The sequence below is a fragment of the Bradyrhizobium sp. AUGA SZCCT0431 genome (assembly GCF_018131065.1).
Classification (GTDB): domain Bacteria; phylum Pseudomonadota; class Alphaproteobacteria; order Rhizobiales; family Xanthobacteraceae; genus Bradyrhizobium.
This window is the reverse complement of sequence record NZ_JAFCLR010000047.1, coordinates 22,271-40,830: the sequence shown is the minus strand read 5'-3', so window position 1 is coordinate 40,830 and position 18,560 is coordinate 22,271. Positions and strand designations below refer to the sequence as shown.

17 protein-coding genes are annotated in these 18,560 nt (G+C 62.8%); 6 read left to right on the top strand and 11 right to left on the bottom strand.

Going from position 1 to position 18,560, the window contains the following annotated elements:
• Nucleotides 1-34: 34 nt before the first annotated feature.
• The 5 genes from JQ567_RS32280 to purC all read right to left on the bottom strand — a co-directional run bounded on the left by JQ567_RS32280 (nt 35) and on the right by purC (nt 4,667).
• Nucleotides 35-1,636 carry an ABC transporter substrate-binding protein gene (locus JQ567_RS32280; RefSeq protein WP_212442565.1) on the bottom strand — a complete coding sequence of 534 codons (1,602 nt, stop codon included), beginning with the start codon at nt 1,634-1,636 and terminating at the stop codon, nt 35-37.
• A gap of 154 nt (nt 1,637-1,790) precedes the next feature.
• A complete protein-coding gene (locus JQ567_RS32275; RefSeq protein ID WP_212442581.1) occupies nt 1,791-2,747 on the bottom strand; it encodes a tripartite tricarboxylate transporter substrate-binding protein in 957 nt (318 codons plus the stop codon).
• Nucleotides 2,748-2,811: 64 nt separating this feature from the next.
• The gene (gene purQ, locus JQ567_RS32270; protein WP_212442564.1) at nt 2,812-3,513 is read right to left on the bottom strand and encodes a phosphoribosylformylglycinamidine synthase subunit PurQ; all 702 of its coding nucleotides are present in this window, start codon (nt 3,511-3,513) and stop codon (nt 2,812-2,814) included.
• Nucleotides 3,514-3,522: 9 nt separating this feature from the next.
• Nucleotides 3,523-3,762, bottom strand: a complete 240-nt coding sequence (gene purS / locus JQ567_RS32265) for a phosphoribosylformylglycinamidine synthase subunit PurS (RefSeq protein WP_028349990.1) — start codon at nt 3,760-3,762, stop codon at nt 3,523-3,525.
• Nucleotides 3,763-3,899: 137 nt separating this feature from the next.
• On the bottom strand, nt 3,900-4,667 hold the full coding sequence (gene purC / locus JQ567_RS32260) for a phosphoribosylaminoimidazolesuccinocarboxamide synthase (protein WP_171708996.1): 768 nt from the start codon (nt 4,665-4,667) through the stop codon (nt 3,900-3,902).
• A 320-nt stretch (nt 4,668-4,987) separates the two neighbouring features.
• On the opposite strand from purC, the gene JQ567_RS32255 reads away from it, so the two are divergent.
• Nucleotides 4,988-5,311: a DUF1476 domain-containing protein gene (locus tag JQ567_RS32255; RefSeq protein WP_212442563.1), complete on the top strand. Its 324-nt coding sequence runs from the start codon at nt 4,988-4,990 to the stop codon at nt 5,309-5,311.
• Nucleotides 5,312-5,369: 58 nt separating this feature from the next.
• On the opposite strand, the gene JQ567_RS32250 is transcribed toward JQ567_RS32255, so the two are convergent.
• Complete coding sequence (locus tag JQ567_RS32250) at nt 5,370-6,287, bottom strand: LysR family transcriptional regulator (protein ID WP_212442562.1); 918 nt, start codon at nt 6,285-6,287, stop codon at nt 5,370-5,372.
• Nucleotides 6,288-6,397: 110 nt separating this feature from the next.
• Between JQ567_RS32250 and JQ567_RS32245 the strand changes: the two genes are divergently transcribed.
• Entirely contained in the window at nt 6,398-7,216 is an 819-nt protein-coding gene (locus JQ567_RS32245; protein WP_212442561.1) for an oxaloacetate decarboxylase, read from the top strand.
• Between the two features lie 136 nt (nt 7,217-7,352).
• On the opposite strand, the gene cynS is transcribed toward JQ567_RS32245, so the two are convergent.
• From cynS to JQ567_RS32225, 4 genes are all read right to left on the bottom strand, one after another.
• A complete protein-coding gene (cynS, locus tag JQ567_RS32240; RefSeq protein WP_212413637.1) occupies nt 7,353-7,841 on the bottom strand; it encodes a cyanase in 489 nt (162 codons plus the stop codon).
• 20 nt (nt 7,842-7,861) lie between these two features.
• On the bottom strand, nt 7,862-8,773 hold the full coding sequence (locus JQ567_RS32235; protein ID WP_212442560.1) for an ABC transporter ATP-binding protein: 912 nt from the start codon (nt 8,771-8,773) through the stop codon (nt 7,862-7,864).
• 4 nt (nt 8,774-8,777) lie between these two features.
• Complete coding sequence (gene ntrB / locus JQ567_RS32230) at nt 8,778-9,617, bottom strand: nitrate ABC transporter permease (protein WP_212442559.1); 840 nt, start codon at nt 9,615-9,617, stop codon at nt 8,778-8,780.
• 166 nt (nt 9,618-9,783) lie between these two features.
• Nucleotides 9,784-11,172, bottom strand: a complete 1,389-nt coding sequence (locus JQ567_RS32225) for a CmpA/NrtA family ABC transporter substrate-binding protein (RefSeq protein ID WP_212442558.1) — start codon at nt 11,170-11,172, stop codon at nt 9,784-9,786.
• Between the two features lie 167 nt (nt 11,173-11,339).
• On the opposite strand from JQ567_RS32225, the gene JQ567_RS32220 reads away from it, so the two are divergent.
• Nucleotides 11,340-13,271, top strand: a complete 1,932-nt coding sequence (locus tag JQ567_RS32220) for a sigma 54-interacting transcriptional regulator (RefSeq protein ID WP_212442557.1) — start codon at nt 11,340-11,342, stop codon at nt 13,269-13,271.
• A gap of 16 nt (nt 13,272-13,287) precedes the next feature.
• Here the strand turns inward: JQ567_RS32220 and JQ567_RS32215 are convergent, their stop codons facing one another.
• Nucleotides 13,288-14,490 (bottom strand): TrmJ/YjtD family RNA methyltransferase, encoded by a 1,203-nt coding sequence (locus JQ567_RS32215; protein ID WP_212442580.1) that lies wholly within the window; start codon nt 14,488-14,490, stop codon nt 13,288-13,290.
• A gap of 311 nt (nt 14,491-14,801) precedes the next feature.
• Here JQ567_RS32215 and JQ567_RS32210 point away from each other — a divergent pair, with 311 nt between their 5' ends.
• From JQ567_RS32210 to JQ567_RS32200, 3 genes are all read left to right on the top strand, one after another.
• Nucleotides 14,802-16,529, top strand: coding sequence for a S9 family peptidase (locus JQ567_RS32210; RefSeq protein WP_212442556.1), 1,728 nt, complete (start codon nt 14,802-14,804; stop codon nt 16,527-16,529).
• A 64-nt stretch (nt 16,530-16,593) separates the two neighbouring features.
• A complete protein-coding gene (locus JQ567_RS32205; protein ID WP_212442555.1) occupies nt 16,594-17,208 on the top strand; it encodes a hypothetical protein in 615 nt (204 codons plus the stop codon).
• Nucleotides 17,209-17,329: 121 nt separating this feature from the next.
• A complete protein-coding gene (locus JQ567_RS32200) occupies nt 17,330-18,547 on the top strand; it encodes an NADP-dependent isocitrate dehydrogenase (RefSeq protein ID WP_212442554.1) in 1,218 nt (405 codons plus the stop codon).
• The last annotated feature ends 13 nt before the right edge of the window (nt 18,548-18,560 follow it).

Below are 18,560 nucleotides of genomic sequence, written 5' to 3'. Positions count from 1 at the left end.
CACGTTGGCGCGGGCAATGAATCCGGGCGCTTCTCTACTGCAAGCTGACCAGGGTCAGATCGACGAACCACGACTGCGGCGAGACGAAACCCTTGACCTTCGGGCTCATCGCACGCGGGTTAAGATCGTGGACGATGAAAAGCCAGGGAGGATTATCGACGATGCGTTCGTGCGCCTTGCGATAGGCGGCCGAGATGGCTTTCGGATCAGTCGCCTCGGAAATCGTCTTGAGCGCATCCTCGAAATCATCGTCCTTCCATTGCTCAAAATTGAATCCGTTCGGCGAAAAATTGGCCGCCGCAAAGTAACGCGCCATGACACCGGCATCTGACGATGGCGAGCTGATGTTGAGCACCATCGCGCCCTGCAGGCTTGCGTGATCGGGTGTGGCGCGGGCCGCTGTCAACAGAACCTGCCATTCGATCACGCCGACTTCCACATTCACCCCGCAATTTTCCTTGAGGTTCTGCTGCAGGAATTCGTTCATCGGCAAAGGCAACATTTGGCCCGAGCCGGAATTCGAGATCAGCGCCTTGAACGATAACGGTTTCGCCGGTGTGTATCCCGCTTCGGCAAGTAGGGCTTTGCCCTTGGCCGCGTCGAACTTGTAGCGGTTGACCGGGCTTCCGAAATCGGGATCGCTGGCCTTGAGCCAGCCTACCGACGGCTCCGCGGTCCCATTGAGAAGCGACACCAGCCCTTCACGATCGATGCAATAGTTTAGAGCCTGGCGAACCCTGACGTCCTTGAAAGGGCTGTTGGTCGCGCCGATGTTGTAGAACCAGGGCCAGACATGCGGATATGAACCGGTCGTGATGGTGAAGCCCGCCGATTTCAGTGAGGCGAGACCATCGGGCGGCGGCACTTCGATCCAGTCGACCTGGCCGGCGCGCAACGCAGCCAGCCGCGAATTCGCTTCGGGGATCGGCATCAGCACGACGTTGTCGACCTTCGCCATCCGGCTGGGGTCCCAGTATTTATCCCAGCGGGCGAGATCGGCTTCCTGCCGTGGCACGACCTTGGTGATGCGGAATGGACCGGTGCCTGCAGCGGGCAACGTCGCGACCTTGGCCCACTCCCGGCCGGCCTTCTCGAACGACGTAGGCGACGTGAACAGAAGGTACACCGCCATATAGGGAAAGTAAGATGCCGGCTTGGTCGTGGTGATGGCGACGGTGTCGTCATCGACCTTCTTGTAGCTTCCCATGATAGGGACGCGGGCCCGCGAAATTGCCGAGCTTGGCGGCTCAAATTGTGGGCTGCTATTGTTGAAATAGCGATCAAGGTTCCAGATCACGGCATCCGCATTGAAATCGGTGCCGTCGTGGAATTTCACGCCGCGGCGCAGATGGAAGATCCACGTCTTGTTATCGGCTGGGTCCTGCTCCCATTTCTCCGCGAGCCCGGGCCGCAGGGTCGCCAACCGGTCGGTTCTGGTCAAATCCCACAGCACCAGCCCTTCAAAGATCGGATACCCCATAAAGCGCATGCCTTCGAAGCCATTATTTGGCATTCCCGTTGCGGTCGGGATATCGGACGCCGTCATCGCGATGCGCAGCGCAGTTTCGGCCATCGCCGGTTGGTACGACAGCAAAACGGCCGCAAGCGCAAAGGTACGGGAAAGCTTGATGAGCATGACATTCCTCCGTCCGACGATCGGAAAGTCCGCGTTAAGCGGGTAGCCAGAGGATGCAGGAGCAAATTTCAGGCCAGCCGGACACGTTCGCGGCGGAATGGCTGGAAGCCCGTGCCCGCAGATTGCGGAAATGCCGAGACCGGGTAGCGTCGCGCTACTTCTTCTCTTCCAGCAGCTTGCGGTATTTCTCGACGTCGCGCGTCACGAATTGCCCAAGCACTTCCGGTGTGTGCTCATTGGCGTCGGGGGCAACGGTCGAGAGATCGTGAAAGCGCTTTTTGACGGCATCGCTCTCCACCGCGCTCTTCGCCGCGGCATTCAATTTCGCGATGATCGCCGGCGGTGTGCCTTTTGGCGCGAACAGGCCGTTCCAGCCCTGCGCCTCGAATTCGGGGAGGCCCGATTCCGCGGACGTCGGCAGTTCCGGCAAGGTCGCGAGCCGCACCGTCGAGCCGACCACCATTGCCTTGACGAGCTTGTCGTCGATCGCCTGCGACACGGAAGCTGCGGCATCGCAGACGCCATCGATCTGGCCGCCGATCGCGTCCGTCAGCGCGGGCGCCGCGCCACGATAGCCGACCAGCGTGACATCGATGCCGGCGGCCTGCGCAAAGCTCTTGCAGATCAGGAAATTCGACGAGCCAACGCCGGCATGTCCGAGATTGATCTTGCCGGGATTTTTCTTCGCGTAGGCGATGAACTCCTGAAGATTCCTGGCCGGAAAATCCTTGCGCAACGCGACGATGCCGAAGGTCTTCGCCACCATCGCAATCGGCAAAAACGAATCCGGCGTGAACGACAGTTTCGGATAGATCGTATAGGTCGCCGCGCTGGTGCCGGCATTGCCGATCGCGATGGTGTAACCATCGGCTTCAGCGCGCGCCGCCCGCGCCAGCGCGATCGAGCCGCCGGCGCCCACGATATTCTCGATCACGATCGGCTGTCCGAGTGGCTTGGCCATCTCTTCGGCAACCACGCGCGCGATCACGTCCGAAGTGCCGCCGGCCGCAAACGGCACGATCATCGTGACAGGACGTTTTGGATAATCCTGCGCGTGGGCGCTCGTGACGAAAGACAGCGACGCAATGACCGCCAGCAGCCACTTCGTCATTTTATTGAGACGCGTTTTCTTCACGCGAACCGGTTCCCGCTTCGCCTGAAAACGCGATGGGCAATCACGCCGCTTTTTCCAGATGCGCCACGAGGCCCGCGAACAGGCCGCGACCGTCGGTGCAGCCCATGATGTCTTCGACGTGGTTTTCCGGATGCGGCATCATGCCGAGCACATTGCCGCGCTCGTTGACGATGCCGGCGATCGATTCCGCGGCACCATTGATGTTGGAATTCTCGTCGACGACGCCGTCCGCCGAGCAATAACGGTACAGCACCCGCCCCTCGCCTTCGAGGCGCTTGACCGTCTCTTCATCGGCCTCGTAATTGCCTTCGCCATGCGCCACCGGCACGCGGATGACCTGGCCGGCATTGTAGCCGCGCGTGAACGGCGTGTCGGAGCGTTCGACCCGCAGGTGCACATCCTTGCAGATGAATTTCAGCCGCGCGTTGCGCATCAGCACGCCGGGCAGAAGGCCGGCTTCGCAGAGGATCTGAAAACCGTTGCAGACACCGAGCACGAGGCCGCCACTGGCCGCAAAATCCCGCACCGCGTCCATGACAGGCGCACGCGCCGCAATCGCGCCGCAGCGCAGATAGTCGCCATAGGAAAACCCGCCGGGTACCACCACGAGATCGGTGCCCTTGGGCAACGCGGTCTCGGCATGCCAGACCATCGCGGCCTCGTTGCCCGATGCGAGTTTGAGTGCGCGCGCCATGTCGCGCTCGCGATTGATGCCAGGGAAGACGAGAACGGCTGATTTCATGGGAAGCGCCTAGAGCAGTTCGACCCGATAATTCTCGATCACGGTGTTCGCCAGCAGCTTGTCGGCGGCGTCTTTCAACGCCGCCTCGGCCTTGGCCTTGTCCGAGCCGGATAGTTCGATGTCGAACACCTTGCCCTGACGGACGCTGGCGACGCCATCGACGCCGAGCGATTTCAGCGCGCCTTCGATGGCCTTGCCCTGCGGATCGAGAATGCCGGACTTCAAGGTAACGGTAACACGTGCTTTCATATTCTTGGCCCAGTATTCAGGACGTCACCCTGAGATGCGCGGGCGAAGCCCGAGCCTCGAAGGGCGACCTTGTATTTCATCTCCATCCTTCGTGGCTCGCCGAAGCCGGCGAGCCACCTCAGGATGACGGCGACCAATCAGCTCTTCACCAGCACCGGACCCGTACCCGCCGGCCGCTCGTTCTCCATCAGGATACCCAGACGTTTTGCCACCTCGGTATAGGCCTCCAGGAGACCACCGAGATCCCTGCGGAAGCGATCCTTGTCGAGCTTCTCGTTCGACTTGATGTCCCACAGCCGGCATGAGTCGGGCGAGATCTCGTCGGCGACGATGATCCGCATCATTTCGTTCTCGAACAGGCGGCCACATTCCATCTTGAAATCGACCAGACGGATGCCGATGCCCAGAAACAGCCCGGTCAGGAAGTCGTTGACGCGGATGGCGAGCGCCATGATGTCGTCGATTTCCTGCGGCGTCGCCCAGCCGAATGCGGTGATGTGCTCTTCGGAGACCATCGGGTCGTTGAGCTGGTCGTTCTTGTAATAAAACTCGATGATCGAGCGCGGCAGCTGGGTGCCTTCCTCGATGCCGAGGCGCTGCGACAGCGATCCCGCCGCCACGTTCCGCACCACCACCTCCAGCGGCACGATCTCGACCTCGCGAATCAGCTGCTCGCGCATGTTGAGGCGGCGGATGAAATGGGTCGGCACCCCGATGTCGTTGAGGTGCTGAAACAGGTACTCCGAAATCCGGTTGTTGAGGACACCCTTGCCCTCGATCACCTGGTGTTTCTTGGCATTGAACGCGGTCGCATCGTCCTTGAAGTGCTGGATCAGGGTTCCCGGCTCCGGGCCTTCATACAGGACCTTGGCCTTGCCTTCATAAATGCGGCGTCGACGGCTCATAGGGATGTACCGTGTTTTGTTGAAATCCATGAATTTGGTGTGCTCCGGATGACAAGGGTTTACGACCACGACGGAGCTGCCGTGAAGGCCAGGAACCTGATCTTAACCAACTGGAAACAGAACAAGAACCAAGCCTGTTGGCAACCTATCCGATTGGGCTATCCAGCACAATCGACACGGCCCAATTGGGCCAACTTATACCTGTAGACTGCGGCTTAACGGCCCGTTGTTTTGCCGATTCGCCCCCTCTATCTAGGTAGGCGACGGGGCCGCCACAACGCGGCCCCCGCGTGCATCTGGCAGGGATTGGAACCCAGGATATGAACACTTTCGACAAGCGCGAGGAAGGTTTCGAGAAGAAATACGCCCTCGATGAGGAGCAGAAGTTCAAGGCCGAGGCGCGCCGCAACCGGCTGCTCGGAACTTGGGTCGCAGAAAAGCTCGGAATTACCGGCGACGCCGCCACTGCCTACGCCAAGGAAGTGGTCGCCGCCGATTTCGAGGAAGCCGGCGATTCCGACGTCCTTCGCAAGGTAATGGCCGATATCAAGGCCAAGGGCGTCGCCCTCACCGAGCAGGAACTCCGCGCCAAGATGGACGAGCTGATGGCCACAGCCGTCGCCCAGGTGAAGGCGGGGACGTAACCTCGTAGCGTCGTTCCGGGGCGGTGCGAAAGCACCGAACCCGGAATGACGGCCTGAATTACCGCCGCGTCGCTTTCGCTCCGCCGTACTCGGCCCGGACAATCTCCAAGAACCGCCGCGACGCCGCGCTGAGAAAGCCGCCGCGGCGGGTCACCGTCACGACGTCCTGGCTGGCCTTGAGATCACCGACCCGGATGGTCGCGATCGAGCCATATTTCAGTTCTTCCGCAGCGTTGCTCTCCGAGAGCAATGCGATGCCAAGGCCGGCTTCGACCAGACGCTTCTGGGCGGTGAGGCTGTCGACCGGCGTCCAGCCGACCTCCCCCAATCCATGGGTCTGAAACAGCGCGAACACATGTGACGCCGTGATCTCGCGCCGCCCCGGCAGCACCGGAAACGCGATCCAGCGTTCGCCGCGCAAATCGGCCAGTTTGGCGACCCGCCGGCCGGCACGCGGGTGATCGGCCGCGCACACGACCTGCAGCCGTTCGGCTTGCAGCAATTCGCAATCGAGATCGCGCGAGCCGTCGCAGTCGTAGCGCAGGCCGATGGTGGCTTCGCCGCGCCGGATCAGATCGCTGACCTCCGCGCTGGTCGCCGTGCGCAAGGTCAGCTCGACGCCGGGATATTCGGCCGCAAACCGCTTGAGAATTTCGGACAGCCTGCCGCCCGCCAGCGTGCCGACCACGGCGAGTGCGACCGGTCCAGAATCCGGCCGCGCCAGTGCGCGCACCGCATTCTCCGCATCCTGCGCGGCGGCGACCGCTCGCTCGGCGTACGGCACCATCACCCGCCCCGCATCGCTCAGCATCGTCCGTCCTGCGATCCGCTCGAACAGCGGCATGCCGAGTTCCTGTTCCAGGAGCGCGATGCGCCGGGATATCGCCGGCTGCGAACGGTGCAGCGCCTTCGCGGCGCTCGAGATTCCACCACGGCGGTGAACCGTCAGGAAGGTGCTGAGCGCGTCGCTGTCCATTTTCCGGTCCATGCAAAAAGCTGATGATATGAAGAGAAATAACAAATTAGGCTGATGAACGGAAGCCTCCTATGTTTGGCCGCGAAGCAACCAATTGAGGGAAACGACCGATGCGCAGCCAGATGGAAAAAGCCGAACTGTTCCGCGCCCTGCACGCGCGGCCCGGCGCCTTCATCATCCCCAATCCATGGGACGCCGGCACCGCCAAGCTGCTGGCGGCGATGGGTTTTGAGGCGCTCGCGACCACCAGCCTCGGGCTTGCCAACACGCTCGGCAGCGCCACCGTCAGCCTCGACGCCATTATCGAGAATTGCCGCGCCATTGCTGACGCGACCGACCTGCCCGTCAATGCGGATCTGGAGAATTGCGGCGCGGATGACCCGAAGACGGCCGCCAAAGCCATCGCGCGCGCGGCCGAAGCCGGCGTGGTCGGCGGCTCGATCGAGGATTCAACCGGCGATCCCAGACGGCCGATTTACGATTTCGCGCTCGCGGTCGAACGGGTGCATGCGGCGGTCGAAGCCGCCCGCGCGCTGCCGTTCCCGTTCACGCTGACCGCGCGGGCCGAGAACCTGCTGTATGGCCATAATGATCTCGACGACACCATCAAGCGCTTGCAGGCGTTCGAGGCCGCCGGCGCCGACGTGCTCTATTCGCCTGGCGTGCACGACATCGACACCATCCGCACAGTCGTATCGTCGGTCGGCAAACCCTTCAACCTGGTGATGGGATTTGCCGATCCGACATTGACCGTGCCGCAGATTGCCGCCGCCGGCGTCAAGCGCATCAGCGTCGGCGGCGCGATGGCGCGTGTTGCGCTCGCCGCGTTTCTCAAATGCGCCCGCGAGATGAAGGATCAGGGCGCATTCACCTATGTGCGTGAGATGGCGCCGATCAAGGAAGTCAGGGCAGCGTTCGCGGCGGCGTGAGGGTGAGCTCCGCCGTCATTGCCTGCGACAAACGCAAAGCGTTTGCGCAAGGGAGCGTAAGCGACGAAGCAATCCATTCTCTCTTCGCGTGGCGATATGGATTGCTTCGCTGCGCTCGCAATGACGCAGGGTTGGTTCAGCCTTCCTTGAACCCATACTCCGGCACATTGCCGCTGGCGCCGTAATATTTGTAAGGCAGGAATTTTCCGGACATCGTGATCTTGACGCGGTCGCCTTTGGGATTGGCAACGCGCTCCATCGCCATGTCGAAGTCGATCGCCGACATGATGCCGTCGCCGAATTCTTCCTCGATCAGCGCCTTCCACGCCGGGCCATTGACCAGCACCATCTCGTAGAAGCGATAGATCAGGGGATCGGTCGGCGGCATCGGCGTGCCGGTGCCGCGCATCGGCACTTCGTTCAGCATCGCTACTTCCGACTTCGACAGGCCGAACAGCTCACCGGCATTCGCGGCCTGCGGCTTGGTCAGTTTCATCTGGCCGAGAATGGCGCCGACGATCAGCACCTCTGAATAGCCGCCGATCTGTTCGCAGATGTGCTTCCAGCTCCAGCCTTTCTCACGCTTGATGTCGAGCAGCTTTTCGGTGAGGTCTTCGCGTTTCATGTCTCGTCTCCTGGTGAATGTTAACTGGCGATCGTCTGAGCCGGGCTGGTCTCGATCATTTTCGGCGACGCGACGATGGTCGGCTCGCTCAGGCCCGGCCGCACGATCGGCACGTTGCGCGGATCGTGATTGGTTACAGTGGCCGCAAAGGTCTTGCTGCGGCTGACCAGGAAATCGACGATGTGGTTGCGCAGCGCGTAGTAATAGGGATGGCGGTGCAGATCGATGCGGCCGCGGTCCTTTGGCAGCGGATTTTCCACGATCTCGGCGAGCACCGCTCCGGGCCCGTTGGTCATCAGGAAAATCTTGTCGGCGAGATAGATCGCTTCATCCACGTCATGGGTGATCATGAACGCGGTCTGGCCGGTCTCCAGGCAGATGCGGCGCACCTCGTCCTGCAGCGTTCCCCGCGTCAGCGCATCGAGCGCCGAGAACGGCTCGTCCATCAGCATGATTTTTGGCGTGATCGAAAGCGCCCGCGCGATGCCGACGCGCTGCTTCATGCCGCCAGACAATTCCGACGGGCGCTTGTGCTCGGAGCCGGTCAACCCGACCAGATCGATGAACTTCTGCGCATGCGCCTTCACCTTGGCACGATCCCAGTTGCGCCATTTCGAGGTGACGGCATAGGAGACATTGCCGAGCACCGTGCGCCACGGCAGTAGCGCGTGGCTCTGGAAGATCACGGCGCGGTCGAGGCTGGTGCCTTCGATCGCCTGCCCGTCGACGATGACAGCGCCCTCGCTGGGTTCATCAAGGCCGGCGAGGATGTTCAACACCGTGGTCTTGCCGCAGCCGGAATGGCCGATCACGCAGCCGAACTCGCCGCGCGCCATCGACAGCCAGAGATCCTCGAACACGCTGATCTGGCCGCCATCGGCACCGGGATAACGCCGCGCGATGCCTTCGATCGAGATGAATTTGTCGGTCATCGCTCTACTCCGGGAACGTGACCATGCGCGTGAACCGCGCAAGGATCTGGTCGAGCAGCATGCCGACGATGCCGATCAGCAGGATCGCGATGATGACATTGGTGATCGAAAGGTTGTTCCACTCGTTCCAGACGAAGTAGCCGATGCCGGTGCCGCCGACCAGCATCTCGGCCGCGACGATCACGAGCCAGGCGATGCCGATCGAGATCCGCATGCCCGTCAGAATGGTCGGCGCCGCCGCCGGCAGGATCACGGTGAAGGCGCGCCTGACGGTGCCGACTTCCAGCGTACGGGCGACGTTGATCCATTCCTTGCGTACGGCGGCGACGCCAAAGCTGGTGTTGAGCAGCATCGGCCATACCGAGCAAATGAAGATCACGAAGATCGCGGAAATGCTGGAATCCTTGATGGTGTAGAGCGCGAGCGGCATCCAGGCCAGCGGCGAGATCGGCTTCAGCACCTGGATGAACGGGTCGAGCGCTTTGCTGAACAGCGGCGACATGCCGATCAGGAAGCCGAGCGGTATCGCGACGATCACAGCCAGGAAATATCCGAGGCCGACGCGGGCGATGGAATAGCCGAGCTGGATTCCGAGCCCCTTGTCGTTCGGCCCGTTATCGTAGAACGGGCTCTTCAGGTGTTCCCACAGCTTGGCGCCGACATCGAGCGGGCCCGGCATCGCCGATTTGCCGGCGGTCGCGGTCAGCCCCATCAGCTTGGCGTATTCCGGCGTCATGTTGGCGACGGCGCCGGTGCCGCGCGTCGAAATGTGCCAGATGCCGAGGAACGCAGCGAACAGCACGATCGACACGATCGCCGCGCGGAGACGCAAGGAGGAGGTCATCGGGCAAGACCTCTCAGCACGTCGTCCCGGCGAACGCCGGGACCCATACTCCGCGGCGGTGGTGATGAAGGAAGGTCGTTGACGTTGTGCCCCATACAGACAGCACGGCGTATGGGTCCCGGCCTTCGCCGGGACGACAGCGGCAAATGTAGTTGCGCCCTCATCCTCACGAAGCCTTCCTGATCTTGAAGCTGGCGAGGTAATCCTCGGGTTTGGCCGGATCGAAGGTCTTGCCCATCACCGAAAAACTCTTGGTGGTGGTGGTCGGCGGCGTCAGCCCCGCCTCTTTCATCAGCCTTGTGGCGTCGGTGGCGAGATAGACCTGCGCGGCAATGCCGGCATAGTCGACGTCGCCCTTGAGCTGCCCCCAACGCTTCATCTGCGTCATGATCCAGATCGCAAAGGACTGCCAGGGGAACGGATCGAAATCGACGCGGTTCGGTTGGGTCACGACGTTGCCGAGACCGTCGGCGAAGGTTCCGGTAAGAATCTGCTCCAGCACGATCTGCGGCTGGTTCAAATAATTCGCGGGCGCGATGGCCTCCGCGATCTGCTTGCGGTTCTCGGCCTTGTGCGCGTACGCGGTGGCTTCGATGATCGATTTCAGCAGCGCGCTGTAGGTGTTCGGCATCGAGGTGATGAATTCCTTCGATGCGGCAAAGGCGCAGCAGGGATGGCCCTCCCAGATATCCTTGGTCAGGATGTGGATGAAGCCGACGCCGTCATAGACCGCCCGCTGGTTCATCGGATCGGGACCAAGGAAGCCGTCGATATTGTCGGCGCGCAGGTTGGCGACCATTTCCGGCGGCGGCACGGCGCGGATCTGCACGTCGGCATCCGGGTCGATGCCGTGCTCGGCGAGATAATAGCGCAGCAGATAATTGTGCATGGAGTAGTCGAACGGAACGGCGAATTTAAAGCCCTTCCAGGTCTTCGGATCGCGCTTGTCCTTGTGCTTGACCGCCAGCGTGATGGCCTGGCCGTTGATGTTCTCGACCGCCGGCATCGTGTAGGGCAACGGGTTGGAGCCGACGCCCATCGTGATCGCGAGCGGCATCGGCGACAGCATGTGGGCTGCGTCGTACTCCTTGTTGATGGTCTTGTCGCGAATGACGGCCCAGCCGGCTGTCTTGATGACTTCGACGTTGAGGCCGTTCTTGGAGTAAAACCCCATCGGCGCCGCCATGATGATCGGCGTCGCGCAGGTGATCGGAATGAAGCCGACCTTGAGGTCCTTCTTTTCCAGCGGCGCACCTTGCGCGAAGGCCTCGGTCGCGGTCTTCAGCGGGAAAAATTGCGACAGCGCGGCGGCGGCGGTCGCCGCCCCTACCGACTTCAGGAAGGCGCGGCGCGCCACATCCTGCGGAAACATCGCGCGCATCACGGCGGATGCGACCACGTTCTCAAAGCGGGCCTCTTCGGAAGCCGCGACCGCCGGCTGCAGCGCAAGCTGCGCGGCGGCATCATGTTCGGCATCGCTAACGTGCCGGCCGCAGCTGCAACCCTGGGCATGGAGTCGGCGGGCGGGATCGAACGGATTGTCGAACGTGGACATGAAACCTCCTGCGTGACGCTGGGGTCAATTACGCAAGGAGTGTGCCAGCCCGATCCGGCCGCGTTTGCCGAATTAATACAGCTATTTAGCTGGATTGTTGGCAATTACGAGAATTCGTGATACACGAAAAATCGTAGTATAATTACGAATTCTCGGAGTTTTTGAGAATGGACCAGACGCCGCATTTGCATGCCGCGACGCCGCGCGATTCTGATCTGCGCACCCTCACGTTCGACTATCTGGTCGAGCCGACGCTGCTGCTCGACCCCGATACCGACGAGATCATCGATGCCAATCCCGCCGCCTGCACCCTGCTCGGCTACGACCGCACGCTGCTGCGGGAAACCAAATTCAGCGCGCTGCATGCCGGGCAAGTGCCTGCGCTGATCGTGTTCAGCCAGGCCGTGCTCGACAAGGGCGCCTACTGGACCAACGCGCTGACGCCGCGCCATGCCACCAGCCAGAAGCTGCGGCTGGAATATACGGGATCGATGCTGCCGCATGACGGACGCGCACTGATCCTGCTCACGATGAGTGATCTCGAACAGCGCCGCCGCCGCTATGTCGATGCCACCGCCGAGGACCATATGCGCGGCGGGCTCGCCGCCTGGCAGCGGGTCGAACGCGTGTTCCAGGACATCGAGCGTGAGAACCAGCTGATCCTGCGCGCCGCGGGCGAAGGCATTTACGGCGTCAACGCCGAAGGCAAGACCACCTTCGTCAATCCCGCCGCGGAACGCATGCTCGGATGGACCGCCGAGGAACTGGTGGGCAAAGCGATCCATCCGATCGTTCACCACAGCCACCATGACGGCAGTCATTACCCCGATGAGGACTGTCCGATCTATGCGGCGTTCCGCGACGGCGCGGTCCACAACGTCGATGGCGAGGTGTTCTGGCGCAAGAACGGCTCGCCGGTCTGGGTCGAATACACGTCGACGCCGATCCGCGACCGCGGCACGGTGGTCGGAGCCGTGATCGTGTTTCGCGACGTCAGCCACCGCCGCGAGGCCGACGAAAAGCTGCACGCCGCGCTTGCCGAAGTCGACCGCTTGCGCGAGCGGCTGGAACTGGAAAACGCCTATCTGCAGGAAGAGATCCGGATCGAGACCAATCCGCGCGGCATCATCGGCCAGAGCGAGGCGATCCAGAAGACGCTGCGTCAGGTCAAACTGGTCGCACCGACCACGGCGGCCGTGATGATCACGGGCGAGTCCGGCACCGGCAAGGAATTGATCGCGCGCGCCATTCATGAAGCCAGCAACCGCCGCGACCGGCCGCTGATCCGAGTCAATTGCGCGGCGATCCCGCGCGAACTGTTCGAGAGTGAATTCTTCGGCCACGTCAAAGGCGCCTTCACCGGCGCGGTGCGCGACCGCATTGGCCGGTTTGAACTTGCCGATGGCGGCACGCTGTTTCTCGACGAGGTCGGCGAAATCCCGCTGGAACTGCAGGGCAAGCTGCTGCGTGTGCTGCAGGAGGGCAATTTCGAGCGTGTCGGCGAGGAACGCACCCGCACCGTCGATGTGCGCGTGATCGCCGCCACCAACCGGAACCTGAAGCAGGAAGTGCAGCGCGGCCGGTTTCGCGAGGATTTGTATTTCCGGCTCAACGTGTTTCCGGTGGAATCGGTGCCGCTGCGGGACCGCCGCGAGGACATTCCGCTGCTGGCCCAGCATTTTCTGATGAGCGAGAGCAACGAGCTGAAATCCGATCTGCGGTTGTCGGAAGGCGATGCGCGGCGGCTGCAGCGTTACGACTGGCCCGGCAATGTCCGCGAACTGCAGAACGTGATCGAGCGCGCGGCGATCTTGTCGCAGAATGGACGGCTGCGGATCGATCTGCCGGATAATGTTGGCGCGCATTCGCCGGCCAGCGCCAGCCGCCACAAGAGCGACGTGCGGCCGGCCGTCATGACATCAGCCGAGATGCGCGATCACGAACGCGCCAACATTCTCGCCGCCCTTGCCGCCTGCAACGGCAAGGTGTTCGGCGCCGGCGGCGCCGCCGCGATGCTCGACCTCAAGCCGACCACGCTGGCCTCGCGCATGAAGGCGCTCGGGATTTCAGCTGCCCGTTCGCGGCAGGCCAGTTCCTGATCGGGACTGACTTGTCTTAACCAGCCTGCCGCAGGCTCGCCTCCAGCCGCCCCAACTCGGCCTCGAGGTCGCCCTCCACATCCGCCACCCGCATCTCGACCACCCGGTAGTCGCGCGCCTCCAGCCAGCTCCGCCGGGCGGCCCGGTCGGCGACGATCGCCTCGGACTCGGTCAGGTTGACCAGCTCGATCGCGATCCGGTGCACGAAGGAGACGAAGTCGGGGATGTGGCGGCCAACCGGGGTCTGGCGTTTGAACTGGCCGGCGAAGCGGCGGTCCCTGGTCAGGGACTGCCACAGCATCCGCTCGGCGTCGGTCGGGTTGCGGCGCAGCAACCGGGCCAGCCCGCGGACGGTTCCGTTTTCGGAAGGCGCGGCGGCCTGGCTATGTTCGGCCAGCAGCGCCCGCAACCGCGTCGCCTGTTCGCCGTCGAGTACGCCGCCCTTGGCCGGACCCTTGCGGCCCTCGGCGATCGCCATCACCACTCCATGGAGGGTGTGCATGTCCTGCTTGGTCGGGTCCATCCGGGTAAAGATGTTGCGCAGGTTGACCAGCATGGTGTCCCGTTTCTCGGCCGGGCGCAGGAACTCGACCTTGTCGAGCTCCCGGACGAGGTTGTCGAAGAAGGCCTGCATCTGGTGTTGGGAAGCCGGCTCGGACCGTTCGGGCATCGCGAACGGGAGGGTGCCGCCGGTCGACAGCTTGAACCACTCGTAGCCGATCAAGAGCACCGCCTGCGCCAGATTGAGCGAGGCGAAGCCGGGGTTGACCGGGAAGGTGATGATCCGGTTGGCGAGTGCGACCTCCTCGTTCTGGAGACCGTAGCGCTCCCGGCCGAACATGATGCCGACCCCGCCTCGGTCGGCGACATGGGCCACGATCTCAGCCGCGGCATCGGCAGGTGTCACCACCGGCTTGGCCTGGTCGTGGGCACGGGCGGTGGTCGCAAACAGCAGGGTCAGATCCGCGACCGCCTGCTCGACGGTGTCGAACAATTCGGCGCTCTCCAGAATCTGGTCCGCACCGGCGGCGGCGCGTTGGGCTGCGATGTTCGGCCAGCCGTCGCGCGGATTCACGATTCTTAAACGGGAAAGAGCGAAGTTGCCCATCGCTCGCGCGGCCATGCCGATATTCTCGCCGAGCTGTGGTTCGACAAGGATCACAACAGGTCCAGCTAAGTCCAAACCAGACTTGGTTTTATCGGTCCCAGACCCGGACATTTCGCGCGTCACTTTCCAATTCAAGTTCGGAAGCTGATTCAACTTCTGAAGGTTTTGAATCAGGATGCGAAGCACCTGATTCAAAACATCATTCCATGTCTCGATGAGCGGCCACGGCAGCGGCCAAAATTCTCAAGCCAGACAACGGGCTTAGTAGCGTTTCCGGAAGTTCGGTCAAAGCCTCAATTGGGCAGAATCGCGCGTGGCTTGTACGCGCACCGCTTTCGGATAGGCTAACAATCACACTCAAAGCGAAGCTGCAAACAAACAGGCGGCCGGTTCAACGGCTGAGGCCAAAAGAGGAGACGTCCATGCGCGGCAGATGGTCGTTGGCGATTGTCGGTGTCCTCCTCATTCTGGCCGGCGGCCTGCTGGCCCATCTGACCCAGACCTCCGGCGGCATCCGGATCCAGGACGTCAGGTTCAAGGGCGCCAAGGGCAACACCATGAGTGCCCTGCTCTACATTCCCGCGAACGCCACGCCGCAGATTCCGGCGCCGGGGATTCTGGCGGTCCACGGCTACATCAATTCGCGCGAGACCCAGGACGGCTTTGCCATCGAGTTCGCCCGCCGCGGCTATGTCGTCCTCGCCCTCGACCAGACCGGCCATGGCTATAGCGACCCGCCCGCCTTCGCCAACGGTTTTGGTGGTCCGGACGGACTGGTCTATCTGCGCAGCCTCGACTTCGTCGACAAGACCAATATCGGCCTCGAGGGGCATTCGATGGGCGGTTGGACCGTGCTGGCGGCGGCGACCGCCATGCCCAATGACTACAAGTCGATGGTGCTGGAGGGGTCCTCGACCGGCAAGCCGTTCGCCGCCGACGGCACCCCGACCTGGCCGCGGAACACCGCTTTGGTGTTCGCCCAATACGAGGAATTTTCCACCCTGATGTGGGGCGTCGATCGGGCCCGGGATGTCACCCAGAGCCCAAAGCTGTGGGCCGTGTTCGGGACTCAGGGGCCGGTCGAGCCGGGCAAGGTCTATGGCGACATCGCCCAGGGAACCGCGCGGGTGCTGTACACCCCCGCCATCACCCATCCGGCCGAGCACATCTCCCATGAAGCGATCGGCTACAGCCTCGACTGGTTCGCCAAAACCTTGAAGGGCGGCACGCCGCTGCCGGCCGATGACCAGATCTGGTTCCGCAAGGAACTCGGTACGCTGGTGGCGCTGCTCGGCTTTGTTGCCCTCCTGATCGGGGCCTTTGATGCCCTGCTGGAAGCCGGGATGTATTCCCGCCTGCGGCTGCCCGAGATCGCCGATGGCACCATGCCGGCGCATTCGGCGGCAGACGGCCGGCGCTGGACCACCGCCTTCATCCTGACCGCGTTCATCCCGGCGCTAACCTACTATCCGGCCTTCGCGCTGGCGGGCACTTTTGTAAAACCGTCGGCCTGGCTGCCGCAGGGGATCACCAACCAGATCATGGTCTGGGCCGTCATCAACGCCCTGATCACGCTGGCCTTGATGCCGTTCGCGCCCAAACGCGCCAGCCGGGCTGGGATTATCGGCCAGTCGCTGGTGATCGCGGTCGCGACGGTCGCGATCGGCTATGCGGCGCTGTGGGTGGCCGACCTCGCCTTCAAGATCGACTTCCGGTTCTGGATCGTGGCGCTGAAGCTGATGAGCGCCAGGCAGGCGTTGATTTTCCTGATCTACCTGGTGCCGTTCACGGCGTTTTTCGTGGTGGCGCTGCATGTGCTGCACCGGAATTTCTCGACCATGGCTGCGGGGCGGGCCACCCTTTACCTCACCAACATCCTGGCGCTGACGCTGGGCTTCATCGTGCTGCTGGTGCTGCAATACGGCACGCTCTGGCTGACCGGAAAGTTGTTCAACCCGCTGCCCGATCCCGGCTTCGTGCCGCTTTCGACCATCGTCGCCATCCAGTTCGTGCCGCTCCTGGCGATCTGCGCCGTGGTCGCGACCTTCACCTGGCGGCGGACCGGCTCCAGCCTGCCGGGCGCGCTGATCTGCGGCCTGTTCGTGACCTGGTATGTGGTGGCGGGAACGGCGACACAGGCAGCGTTCTGACCCTGATCGAGCCTGAGGCAGGCCTCGGAGCGAACCGCGTCCGCTCGCGCCGCGACCAAGCCACATGTCTTCCCACGAGCAGCGCTATCCGCACACGCCAACGCCCTCACATATGTCCCTGATCGGACGTCAGCGGGCGGGACAGCTGGCGCCGACCGACACCGCCAAGGCGCTGCAGGCGGCGCGCGGCTGCCCCGATGCGTGGTATCGCGTCCAGGCTCTGACCTCGGTTGCGGAATACGCGGACCCAGGCGCGGCCCTGTCTATTCTGGAAGAAGCCGCGCGTGAGGCGCAATCATGCCATGACGCCTATGGCACGGTGGCCGTGATGGCATGGCCGATCGGCGTGGCGTTCAAACAGGGGCGACTGGTCTTTGCCGAGCGCGAACTCAAAAAGTGCCTTGATCTGGCCTCTCGAATTGAGCCTCACGCATCGAAGGCCTATGCGCTTGAGATTCTCTGGCGCGCCTGCTTCGCGGAGCATCCCAGCCATGCCAACGCGGTGTGGCGCAGAATTCTGGAGCTGTGCCATCCGGACCACAGCTGGCGTGCCGCCCGGCTCTATTTGCACATCGCCGAAATCCAGCACCGGCAGAACCGCAACGCCGCCGCCGTGATCCGCGCCATGCCGCCGGGCAAGGCGCGAAGCTGGCTGGAACGGCGTTTCGGGCTCGCCTGAAAACCAGCCATATCTGCCCCGCCAATCGCCTTCCAGCCCGCGTTTTCGGATGCTATAGCGACGGCACCACCATCCCATCCGCCGCTAAACGCGCGGTTTTCCAAAAAAGGCCCCCTCCGTCATGGCAAAAATCAAGGTGACCAACCCCGTCGTCGAACTCGATGGCGACGAGATGACCCGGATCATCTGGCAGTACATCAAGGACAAGCTGATCAACCCGTTCCTTGACGTGAACCTGATGTATTTCGACCTTGGGATGGAATACCGCGACAAGACCAATGACCAGGTCACGATCGACGCCGCCAACGCCATCAAGAAGGTCGGCGTCGGCGTCAAATGCGCCACCATCACCCCGGACGAGGCCCGGGTGAAGGAATTCGGCCTCAAGGAAATGTGGAAGTCGCCCAACGGCACCATCCGCAACATCCTCGGCGGCGTGGTGTTCCGCGAACCCATCATCTGCAAGAACGTGCCGCGCCTGGTGCCCGGCTGGACCAAGCCGATCATCATCGGCCGCCACGCCTTCGGCGACCAGTACCGCGCCACCGATTTCAAGTTCCCCGGCAAGGGCACGCTGACGATGAAATTCGTCGGCGATGACGGCCAGGTGATCGAGCGCGAAGTCTACAAGTCGCCGGGCGCCGGCATTGCGCTTGCGATGTACAATCTCGACGACTCGATCGCCGATTTCGCCCGCGCTTCGTTCAACCAGGGCCTCGCCAAGAGCTACTCGGTCTATCTTTCGACCAAGAACACCATCCTGAAAACCTATGACGGGCGCTTCAAGGACATCTTCCAGGACATCTACGACAAGGAATTCAAGGCCAAGTTCGAGGCCAAGAAGATCACCTATGAACACCGCCTGATCGACGACATGGTGGCGGCGGCGATGAAGTGGTCCGGCGGCTATGTCTGGGCCTGCAAGAACTACGACGGCGACGTGCAGTCCGACACGGTGGCGCAGGGCTACGGCTCGCTCGGCCTGATGACCTCGGTGCTGATGACGCCGGACGGCGATACCGTGGAAGCCGAGGCCGCCCACGGCACGGTGACCCGGCACTACCGCGAGCACCAGAAGGGCAAGGAAACCTCGACCAACTCGATCGCCTCGATCTTCGCCTGGACCCGCGGCCTGTCGCACCGCGCCAAGCTCGACAACAACGAGGAACTGGCGAAGTTCGCCGACACGCTTGAGAAGGTTTGCGTCGACACCGTCGAGGCCGGCTACATGACCAAGGACCTCGCGCTCCTGGTCGGTGCCGACCAGCGCTGGCTCTCCACGACCGGCTTCCTCGACAAGGTCGCGGAAAACCTCACCAAGGCGATGGCGGCGAAGTAAGCCGCCTCGTCGC

Coding starts and splice junctions, on each gene's coding strand:
- JQ567_RS32280 (WP_212442565.1), bottom strand. CDS start 1,636: ATGCTCATCAAGCTTTCCCGTACCTTTGCGCTTGCGGCCGTTTTGCTG.
- JQ567_RS32275 (WP_212442581.1), bottom strand. CDS start 2,747: ATGACGAAGTGGCTGCTGGCGGTCATTGCGTCGCTGTCTTTCGTCACG.
- purQ (WP_212442564.1), bottom strand. CDS start 3,513: ATGAAATCAGCCGTTCTCGTCTTCCCTGGCATCAATCGCGAGCGCGAC.
- purS (WP_028349990.1), bottom strand. CDS start 3,762: ATGAAAGCACGTGTTACCGTTACCTTGAAGTCCGGCATTCTCGATCCG.
- purC (WP_171708996.1), bottom strand. CDS start 4,667: ATGAGCCGTCGACGCCGCATTTATGAAGGCAAGGCCAAGGTCCTGTAT.
- JQ567_RS32255 (WP_212442563.1), top strand. CDS start 4,988: ATGAACACTTTCGACAAGCGCGAGGAAGGTTTCGAGAAGAAATACGCC.
- JQ567_RS32250 (WP_212442562.1), bottom strand. CDS start 6,287: ATGGACAGCGACGCGCTCAGCACCTTCCTGACGGTTCACCGCCGTGGT.
- JQ567_RS32245 (WP_212442561.1), top strand. CDS start 6,398: ATGCGCAGCCAGATGGAAAAAGCCGAACTGTTCCGCGCCCTGCACGCG.
- cynS (WP_212413637.1), bottom strand. CDS start 7,841: ATGAAACGCGAAGACCTCACCGAAAAGCTGCTCGACATCAAGCGTGAG.
- JQ567_RS32235 (WP_212442560.1), bottom strand. CDS start 8,773: ATGACCGACAAATTCATCTCGATCGAAGGCATCGCGCGGCGTTATCCC.
- ntrB (WP_212442559.1), bottom strand. CDS start 9,617: ATGACCTCCTCCTTGCGTCTCCGCGCGGCGATCGTGTCGATCGTGCTG.
- JQ567_RS32225 (WP_212442558.1), bottom strand. CDS start 11,172: ATGTCCACGTTCGACAATCCGTTCGATCCCGCCCGCCGACTCCATGCC.
- JQ567_RS32220 (WP_212442557.1), top strand. CDS start 11,340: ATGGACCAGACGCCGCATTTGCATGCCGCGACGCCGCGCGATTCTGAT.
- JQ567_RS32215 (WP_212442580.1), bottom strand. CDS start 14,490: ATGTCCGGGTCTGGGACCGATAAAACCAAGTCTGGTTTGGACTTAGCT.
- JQ567_RS32210 (WP_212442556.1), top strand. CDS start 14,802: ATGCGCGGCAGATGGTCGTTGGCGATTGTCGGTGTCCTCCTCATTCTG.
- JQ567_RS32205 (WP_212442555.1), top strand. CDS start 16,594: ATGTCTTCCCACGAGCAGCGCTATCCGCACACGCCAACGCCCTCACAT.
- JQ567_RS32200 (WP_212442554.1), top strand. CDS start 17,330: ATGGCAAAAATCAAGGTGACCAACCCCGTCGTCGAACTCGATGGCGAC.